This is a genomic window from Herbidospora yilanensis (genome assembly GCF_001570565.1).
Taxonomy (GTDB): Bacteria; Actinomycetota; Actinomycetes; order Streptosporangiales; family Streptosporangiaceae; genus Herbidospora; species Herbidospora yilanensis.
This window is the reverse complement of sequence record NZ_BBXE01000044.1, coordinates 73,011-81,173: the sequence shown is the minus strand read 5'-3', so window position 1 is coordinate 81,173 and position 8,163 is coordinate 73,011. Positions and strand designations below refer to the sequence as shown.

Annotated in this window: 10 protein-coding genes; all 10 read right to left on the bottom strand. The window is 71.0% G+C overall.

Annotated features, from left to right (window positions below; all coding sequences use genetic code 11):
- Positions 1-108 precede the first annotated feature (108 nt).
- Positions 109-882, bottom strand: a complete 774-nt coding sequence (locus tag AW273_RS32570) for an SGNH/GDSL hydrolase family protein (RefSeq protein ID WP_062356813.1) — start codon at positions 880-882, stop codon at positions 109-111.
- Entirely contained in the window at positions 879-1,460 is a 582-nt protein-coding gene (locus tag AW273_RS32565) for a PadR family transcriptional regulator (protein ID WP_062356841.1), read from the bottom strand. Before AW273_RS32565 ends, AW273_RS32570 begins: the two co-directional genes overlap by 4 nt.
- A 155-nt stretch (positions 1,461-1,615) precedes the next feature.
- Complete coding sequence (gene hxlB, locus AW273_RS32560; RefSeq protein WP_062356809.1) at positions 1,616-2,173, bottom strand: 6-phospho-3-hexuloisomerase; 558 nt, start codon at positions 2,171-2,173, stop codon at positions 1,616-1,618.
- Positions 2,170-2,820 (bottom strand): orotidine 5'-phosphate decarboxylase / HUMPS family protein, encoded by a 651-nt coding sequence (locus AW273_RS32555; RefSeq protein WP_083950217.1) that lies wholly within the window; start codon positions 2,818-2,820, stop codon positions 2,170-2,172. The genes hxlB and AW273_RS32555 overlap by 4 nt, the downstream gene beginning before the upstream one ends.
- Complete coding sequence (locus AW273_RS32550; RefSeq protein WP_062356804.1) at positions 2,821-3,762, bottom strand: sugar kinase; 942 nt, start codon at positions 3,760-3,762, stop codon at positions 2,821-2,823.
- Positions 3,759-5,135, bottom strand: coding sequence for an amidohydrolase family protein (locus AW273_RS32545; RefSeq protein WP_062356801.1), 1,377 nt, complete (start codon positions 5,133-5,135; stop codon positions 3,759-3,761). Before AW273_RS32545 ends, AW273_RS32550 begins: the two co-directional genes overlap by 4 nt.
- Complete coding sequence (locus AW273_RS32540) at positions 5,132-5,524, bottom strand: RidA family protein (protein ID WP_232327709.1); 393 nt, start codon at positions 5,522-5,524, stop codon at positions 5,132-5,134. The genes AW273_RS32545 and AW273_RS32540 overlap by 4 nt, the downstream gene beginning before the upstream one ends.
- Positions 5,525-5,538: 14 nt before the next feature.
- On the bottom strand, positions 5,539-6,324 hold the full coding sequence (locus tag AW273_RS32535) for a FadR/GntR family transcriptional regulator (protein WP_062356797.1): 786 nt from the start codon (positions 6,322-6,324) through the stop codon (positions 5,539-5,541).
- Positions 6,325-6,331: 7 nt separating this feature from the next.
- Entirely contained in the window at positions 6,332-7,069 is a 738-nt protein-coding gene (locus AW273_RS32530) for an SDR family NAD(P)-dependent oxidoreductase (RefSeq protein WP_062356794.1), read from the bottom strand.
- Positions 7,070-7,123: 54 nt separating this feature from the next.
- On the bottom strand, positions 7,124-8,149 hold the full coding sequence (locus tag AW273_RS32525) for an ABC transporter substrate-binding protein (RefSeq protein WP_083950215.1): 1,026 nt from the start codon (positions 8,147-8,149) through the stop codon (positions 7,124-7,126).
- Positions 8,150-8,163: the final 14 nt, after the last annotated feature.

Below are 8,163 nucleotides of genomic sequence, written 5' to 3'. Positions count from 1 at the left end.
ACCGCGGCCGGCGACACCTGGGGCCTGGGCCGCCGGTGGGCCCGCCTGCCCCTCGTCCGAAAGTACCCGGTCCTCAAGTAGCGGCCGGCCGCCTCGGCGTCCCGGTCGTCACGCTCGTGGGATGACCGGGAGCAGGGCCGGGCGTTTGGCCGTCCGGCCGTCGCCACTCGATCGGCCCCGGATGCGGCGGATCACCCACGGGCCGAGGAAGGCGGCGGCCCAGCGCACCTCGGCGCCGGTGCGGAGCAGGGTGTTCGGGCGGCGGATCGGCCGCAGTTCGCCGGTCCAGGTGAGGTCGCTGCCGGGCAGGCCCAGGGCGTGGGCGGCCGCGGCGGCGATGCGTTCGTGGCCCAAGGGGGCGGCGTGGAGGCGATCGCGGCTCCACAACCTGGCGTCGGTGGAGACGGGGTAGGGGAAGGTGTCCACCAGGACGGCGCCGTGCCGGCGGGAGGCCTCACGGAGCCGGTCGTTGAAGTCGAGGACCTTGGGCAGGAACCGCCGGGCGATCGGGGCGATCTCGGCGATGTTCGGGAACGTGAAGGTCAGCACCGTCGCGCCGGTCGCGGTGAAGGCGCGGACCATCTCCTCCACCTCCCCGGCGACGACGGCCGGATCGCTCCCCGGCCGCGGGATGTCGTTCATGCCGGCCATCACCGACACCAGGTCGGGCTTGAGCGCCAGCGCGGGTCCCACCTGCTCGGCGCGGATCCGGGCGGCGAGACGGCCCCTGACCGCCAGATTGGCGTAGAGCACGTCGGGACTGCCCGCCGCCAGGTGCTCGGCCAGGCGGTCGGCCCAGCCCCGATAACCGGACGACTCGTCGCCGTCGTTGAGCCCCTCGGTCTGGCTGTCGCCGATGGCGACGTAACGCAGGTAGGTCATCCGGCCGCCTCCGGCCTCGTTCGGGTGGTGATCCTCCGGTCGAGCGCCGTCAGCGCCCACTGGCACCAGTGACGGTTCTCGCGTTCGAAGGCCAGTCCGCGGGTGACCGTGAGGTAGGGGCCGATGCGGTCGGCGTGGTCGAGGAACTCCTCCTCGGTGCGGCCGTCGAGGATGCGGGTCCGGAGGCGGTCGTACCGGGCGATCTTGGCTTCCGCCCAGGAGAGGCGCTCCTCGATCGCCGCGCGCACGGCGGCGGCGTCGCCCGCGTCGACGGCCTGGACCTGCACGAACAGATCCTCCCTGATCGCGCCGGGACGGGTCGGTTCCCTGGTGAAGGCGTGGAGGTCGCGGCGGCCCTCGTCGGTGAGGGAGAACAGGCGTTTGCTGGGGCGACGGTCCTGGTGCACCAGACGGGCGTGGACGAGGCCCTCTTCGTGCATGCGGTCGAGCTCTCGGTAGAGCTGCTGGGGGGTGGCCATCCAGAAGTTGGCGACCGAGGCGTCGAAGCCCTTGGCCAGGTCGTAACCGCTGGCCTCGCCCTCCAGCAGGGCGGCCATGACGGCGTGGCGCAGAGACATGCTCAACACCATACCTATTCAACTAATTGACCATCGAGTGGGATGTGATCGCCGACTGCTCCTCCCCGGACCGACGACCAGCGACTCCCCGCGCGGAGTTTCGTCGAGCCGCTGGAGGAACGTGTCGGGCTCGTGGCGGGCGCGGTCCTGCGGCTTCACTCCGTGTTCGCATGGGCCCGGCGGGCCTGGTCGTCCGTGATGTCGTGGCGGCGAGCCAGTTCCAGGCAAAGGCGGTCGAGTACGACGTGTGTGCACTGGTCGAAGAGGCTGGACAGTGGCTGGATCGTGGCCGCCTCTCCGGGGCGGCGGTGTTTGGTGGCCGCGGGGATGGGCAGGACGTGGCGGGCGGTGGAGGCGAGGGGTGAGGTGGCCGCGGTGGTGACCGCGAGTACGGTGCCGCCGCCTTCGGTCACCGCTTGCGCGGCGCGCACGACGGACGACGTGGTTCCGGACCCGGAGACGGCGACGAGGAGATCGCCACGGCCGGTGGACGGTGTGCAGGTGTCGCCGACGAAGAAGGCCGTGCGGCCCAGATGCACCAGGCGCATGGCGAATGCTCTGGCCATGTACCCCGATCTGCCTTCCCCGGCCACGAAGATCCGTGGCGTGCCGTCCAGCAGGTCCACGGCCGCCCCGAGCGAGGAGGGGTCGATCCGGGCCAGCACACCGGCGATCTCGGACAGGACCACGTCGAGAAGGTGGTCGGAGCTCATGGCTTTCCTTCCGCGGGCCGCATGGCGGCCTTCATCTGGGCGACGGCGGCAAGCGGATCCGGCGCAGAGGTGATCGCCCCGCCCACGACGAACCGCAGGCGTGGCCATTCGGGGGTCAGGGCCGCCACGTCGGCCGCGGTGAGCCCGCCGGCGACGGCGATCCGCAGACCACTCGCCCAGGGGCCGAGGGCCTCGGCCATCCGGGTTGCCGCGATCTCCTGGCGGGCGTCCCTGCCCACGTGCGGCGTCCAGAGTACGTGATGAGCCTGTTCGATCACGGCGAGGAGGTGCGTGCGCCGCGGTGGCGGCACGGCCAGGAGGTCGATGAGGAGTTCGGCGTCCTGGTCCGCCGTGATCGCGACACAGGCTTCTATGGTGGCGTCCGTGGTCATGCCGAGTACCGTCACGGCCTGGGCGCCCGCGGTGAAGCACATGCCGAGTTCGGTCGCGGCGTCGTCGGCGGTCTTGGTGTCGGCGACCACGGGGACGTGACCGGCCGCGTCCACGACCGCGCTGATCGCCGCCGTGCCGTATCGCTTGATCAGGGAGGTGCCCACCTCGATCCAGTCGGCGTACGGGGCGACGAGCCCGGCCAGGTCCACGGCACGGTCGAGGGTCATCCGGTCAAGGGCTACTTGCAGTTCCATTCATCCGTCCGCGAGGAGTGCGTCCAGTTCCGAGCGGCTGGGCATGCCGTCGCAGTCGCCTTCGTTGCCGGTGGCCAGGGCGCCCACCGCGCAGGCGCGCTCAAGGCGCTGCCGGTCGCCGAGACCGTCGAGCAGAGCGCTGATGAACCCCGCCGCGAATCCGTCACCCGCCCCGATGGTGTCGACGGTCCGCACCGGGAAGGGCGGTTGCGTCCACGACGCGTCCGGTGTGAACAGGCAGGCGCCGCGGGCGCCCAGTTTGACGGCGACCCCGCGCGCACCCCGCGACAGGTAGTAGTCGGCGATGGCCTGCGGCTCGCGCCTTCCGGTCAGCGTCTCGCCTTCCGCGATTCCCGGCAGCACCCAGTCCGCGCGGACGGCCAGTTCGCCCACCACCCGTACCATTTCGTCCTGGTCCGGCCACAGGGTGGGACGCAGGTTCGGGTCGAAGGACACGCCGACGCCGGCGTCCCTGGCCGCTTCGACGGCCTCGACCGCGAACCGCCGCGCCGTGTCCGACAGCGCGGGCGGGATGCCGGTCGCGTGCAGGTGCCTGGCCGACGCCACGTAGCCGAGCGCCTCCGAAGAGGGCGTGAGCAGCGAACCGGCGCTGCCGCGCCGGTAGTACACGTAACGGGGGTCTTCCGTGACTGCCCGCTCCTTCAGCTGGATACCGGTGACCTCGTGTTCCTCGACCTGCACGTGCGTACCGTCGATGCCCTCCTCGCGCAGGCGGGCGCGGGCGGCCTCCCCCAGCGGATCGCCGCCGACGCGGCCGACGAAACCGACACGGTGACCGAGGCGGGAGAGCGCGACCGCGACATTCAGTTCGGCTCCGGCCAGCCGCCGCCGGAACAGTTCGGCCTTCTCCAGCGGCCCTGCTGTGGTTGCCACGAAGTTGCCCATGATCTCGCCGTAGGTCACGACGTCGGGTGCGCTCATGGCCGTGGTTCCCGGGCGAGGAAGCGTCCCGCGCCCTTCTCTCCGGTGAAGCGCCTGTCCTCGACGACAGTGCGGCCTGCGGCGATGACGTGGCGGGGAAGGCCGGTGCCGTGGGCCCGGTCGTACAGGGAGAAGGTCGCGGGCGAGACGGGCCGCAGGTCGTCGCCGGTCCACGGGTGGGCGGGGTCCCACAGGACGAGGTCGGCGTCGGCGCCCACCGCGATGCGGCCCTTGCGCGGGTACAGTCCGAGCGTTCTGGCGGCGCGTTCCGCCGAGACCTGGACGAACAGGCAGGGGTCGAGTCCGCGTACGCCGACGGCCTGGTTCCACAGCACCGGCGTGCGGGCTTCGATACCGGGGGCCCCTGCGGGGATCCTGCGGTGGTCGTGCTCCCATGCCTGTTTCAGCGCGGTGTCGTACGCGCAGTGGTCGGAGCCGACGGAGACTACCGTGCCCTCGCACACCCCGGACCAGAGATCGAGCTGGTCCCCGGCGGTGCGGATCGGCGGCGAGATGACGAAGCGCCACGCGTCCTGACCATGGAACACGCTCTCGTCGTGGGCGAGGTAGTGCGTACAGGTCTCGGCGTGGATCGCGGTCCCGGCCCGGCGGGCGGCGCGTACGGCGTCGAGGGCGTCGGACCCGGACACGTGGAAGATGTAGACGGGCGTGTTCAGCCGCCGCGCGTACATCGACACCATCTGGATGGTCTCGGCCTCGGCGAGCCCGGGACGGCTGTGCGGGTAGTCGGCGAGGCTCAGCCTGCCGGAGCGGACCTGGTCGTCCAGGGCGCAGGCGAGGATCTCGTGGTTCTCCGCGTGGAAGCCCGGCAGGCCACCGTGGGCGGCGATGGCCCGCATCAGCGTCCAGGCGTTGCCGTCGTCGACGCGCCGGTCCTCGTACGTCGTGTACATCTTGAACGACGTGAACCCCTCGGCGACGACCTGGCCGATCTCGTCGAGGGCCCGGGCGTCGGCCGGGGTGAGGATCGGGTGGAACCCGAAGTCGACGGTCGCGCCGGCGGCGGCCTCCTCGACCCGGGCCCGGCAGCGATCGGTCAGGCCGCCGCCCCCGGGCGGGACGAAGTCGATGATCGTGGTGGTCCCGCCGAGCGCCGCGGCCCTGGTCGCGCTGTACCAGTCGTCCACCGTGACGGTCCCGTCGAAAGGCCAGGCGACGTGGGTGTGGGTGTCAATGCCGCCGGGCATGACGAGCAGCCCGGTGGCGTCGATCTCCCGTTCGGCGGTGGCCGCCGAGCCGGGGGCGAGCAGCGCGGTGACCCGTTCGCCGGTCACGCCGACGTCCAGCACCGCCCTGCCGTCCCCGTTGACGACCTCGCCGCCCCGGATGAGCACATCGAAGCCCGGCATCATGCCGTTTCCTCGGGCTTGACGGCCCAGGCCTCGATCTCGAACAGCAGATCACCCGCCAGAGCGACGCCCACCGTGCTGCGGGCGGGGAACGGATCGGCGAAGTGGCGCCGGTAGACGGCGTCGAACTCCGCGAAGTCCTCGATCCTGGTGAGGAAGCAGGTCGTCTTCACCACGTGCGACAGGTCGAGACCCGCGGCCGCGAGCACGGCCTTGAGGTTGGCGATCGACAGTTCGACCTGACCGGCCAGCGTCGTCGCCAGCTCACCGTTACGGGGATCGCGGCCGACCTGCCCGGCCGTCGCCACGATCCGCCCGGCCACGAGGCCCTGGGAGTAGGAGGCGGTCGGGGCCGCCGCCGCGTCGGTGATGATCGGAATGATGGGGGTCACAGATTTCTCCAAGTTCACGTGCCGCCGATGACGGGGCCGTGGTTGTTCAGCAACAGTTCGATCGCCAGGCGCGCGGAAGGGGTGACTGCGGCACTGGCGTCGTCGATCAGGCGGTTGATGTGGCGGACCATTGCCGCTTCGGCCGCGTCCGGGTCGCCGGCCCGGATCGCCTGCATGATCTCCTCATGCTCGTGTACGGAGTGCATGGTGGTGCCGCGACCGGCGGTGACCATGTCGAGGACGTGTTCCAGCATGTCGAACCGGTGGTCGAAGACCACCATGGCCACGGCGCGGAGCATCGAGTTCTCCACCGTCGAGGCGAGCGCCTTGTGGAAGTTGATGGACACGTCCCGGCGCTGCTCGTCGGCGTGCACGGATCGCTCGTACTCCTCGATGACGAGCTGGAGCTGTCCGAGGTCCTCCTCCGAGACCGATGCCGCCACCTCCCTGACGATCTCGCGTTCCACGCCTCGCCGGGTGATCAGCAGGTCGCGGACGTCCTGGAGGGTCCTGATCTCCATGGCGCCGAGCTGCTGGTGCCAGGTGTGCTCGGCAGCCGCGCGCTGGGCGAGCGCCCGGCCGGCCTCGGACACGACCCTGCCCCTGCCGTCCATCGACCGGGTCAGCCCCTGCTCGTCCAGCCACCGGAGCAGCCGGTTCACGGTGGACTCGCTCAGCGGCCGGTCGCCCGCCTTGATGCGGCGGCCGAGCTCTCGCGCGCCGAGCGGTTCCGGTGAGTTCGCGATCACCTGCAACAGTTCCAGGGCCCGGGGCTCCAGCGAGGCGTGCACGGAGCTCACCTGAGGGTCAGTGCGCCGTGTAGCCACCGTCTACCGTCCATGCCGTGCCGGTCACGAAAGCGGCCTGGTCCGACAGGAGGAAGCAGATCGTGCCGCTGATCTCCTCGGGCTTCGCGACCCGGCCGAGCGGCACCCGTGAGGCCGCCAATTCGTAGCTCTCCCCGGTCTGGGCGAACCCTTCGCGCAGCATCGGGGTGTCGACGGGTCCGGGGCAGACCGCGACCGCTCGGACGCCGCTCCCGCGTTCGTCCACCGCTATCGCACGCACCAGATTGATCACCCCTGCCTTGGCCGCGCAGTAGGCGACGTTCTCGGGATAGCCCACCAGCCCCACCTGGGAGGCGACGGCGACCAGGGCGCCGCCGCCCGCCCGGCGGAACGCGGGGAGGCACGCCTTGGCGAGCAGGAAGACCGAGGTCAGGTTCACCCGCAGCACCTCGTTCCAGGTGTCCATGTCCATCGAGTCGACGGTCCCGGCACGGGTGATCCCCGCGGCCGCGACGGCCCCGTTCACCCGCGCGAACCCGTCCTCCCCCGCTCGTACGGCGGCCAGCACCTGCCGCTCGTCGGCGGCGTCGCCGACCACGGGCATCACCCGCTCCCCCGCCAGCGCCATGACGTCCCGCGAAAGGTCCATGGCGACCACGCGCCCGCCGCAGGCCAGCACGTCATGGACGGTCGCGGCCCCCAGACCGGAGGCCGCTCCCGTCACCAGCACCACCTTTCCCTCAAGGTCGGCGCTCATCTCGATCCCCTCGTCGTCCTCGGTTGATGATGTTCGTCGGTGAGAATGTCACGCTCACGAACAGGTTGTCGGGTAGAGCAGCTTCTTTGTTTCCGGCGAATCGACGTTGTCGGAGGTGACGATCGTGTTCGCCACCACGTTGTCGAAGGCGGCTCCCTGCGGCACCTGACCGCGGATCTCCTGGACCAGCCGGGTCAGCGCGTCGTACCCCTGGGTGTAGGAGCCCTGCGCCACCAGCGCGTCCAGCGTCCCGGCCCGCAGCGCGGTGACCAGCGTCGGGCCCGCGTCGTACGCGATGACGGTCATCTTGTCGTTGTCGACCTTGGCGCCCTGGAGCCCGGAGACGGCGCCCATCGCGCCGGACTCGGAGGTCGCGAAGATCCCCACGATGTCCGGGTTGGCGCCCAGCGAACTCTGCACGATGGTCGCCGCCTTGGTCGGGTCGTCCTCGTAGTACTGGGTGTCCAGGAGTTGCAGGCCGGTGCCGGACTCCTGGAGCGCCTTGATGAATCCCTCGGCGCGCTGGTTGGTCACCGGCAGGCCGGGACGGTTGTCCAGGACCAGTACCTTGCCCCGCTGCCCCTGGGCACGCTTGACCATCTCCTGCGCGGCCAGCGCTCCGCCCGCGTTGTTGTCGCCGCGGAACTGCGCCTTGGCCACCTGCTCGTTCAGCGTCGCGTCCGTGGTGACGACCTTGATCCCGGCGTCGACGGCCAGCTTGATGGGGGCGACCATGGCGGCGGGGTCGGCGGGGACGAAGATCATGCCATCGGGGCGCCGGTTGACCACCCCTTCGAGTACGGGGGTCTGGTCGGCGGCGTTCATGCCCCGGGCCGGCCCGTCCGCGGTCACCGTGATGTCGCCGAGTTCCTTGGCGGCGTCCTGGGCGCCGCACTGCATGGCGGTGTAGAAGGGCAGGCCGTTGTACGTGGTGAGGAGCGAGATCTCCAGAGCACCCGAGTTCTGCCCGGCGGGGCTGCTGCCTGAGGAGGCGGGGGTGTCCGAGGAGCCGCAGGCCGTGAGGGCGGTCAGGGTGACCATCGCCAGCGTGGCGGCCACTGCTCTGGTGCGTACTTTCATGGTGTTTCTCCGAG

Excerpts from the sequence above, each read along its gene's own strand:
- AW273_RS32570 (WP_062356813.1), bottom strand. The coding sequence starts at position 882 with ATGACCTACCTGCGTTACGTCGCCATCGGCGACAGCCAGACCGAGGGG.
- AW273_RS32565 (WP_062356841.1), bottom strand. The coding sequence starts at position 1,460 with ATGTCTCTGCGCCACGCCGTCATGGCCGCCCTGCTGGAGGGCGAGGCC.
- hxlB (WP_062356809.1), bottom strand. The coding sequence starts at position 2,173 with ATGAGCTCCGACCACCTTCTCGACGTGGTCCTGTCCGAGATCGCCGGT.
- AW273_RS32555 (WP_083950217.1), bottom strand. The coding sequence starts at position 2,820 with ATGGAACTGCAAGTAGCCCTTGACCGGATGACCCTCGACCGTGCCGTG.
- AW273_RS32550 (WP_062356804.1), bottom strand. The coding sequence starts at position 3,762 with ATGAGCGCACCCGACGTCGTGACCTACGGCGAGATCATGGGCAACTTC.
- AW273_RS32545 (WP_062356801.1), bottom strand. The coding sequence starts at position 5,135 with ATGATGCCGGGCTTCGATGTGCTCATCCGGGGCGGCGAGGTCGTCAAC.
- AW273_RS32530 (WP_062356794.1), bottom strand. The coding sequence starts at position 7,069 with ATGAGCGCCGACCTTGAGGGAAAGGTGGTGCTGGTGACGGGAGCGGCC.
- AW273_RS32525 (WP_083950215.1), bottom strand. The coding sequence starts at position 8,149 with ATGAAAGTACGCACCAGAGCAGTGGCCGCCACGCTGGCGATGGTCACC.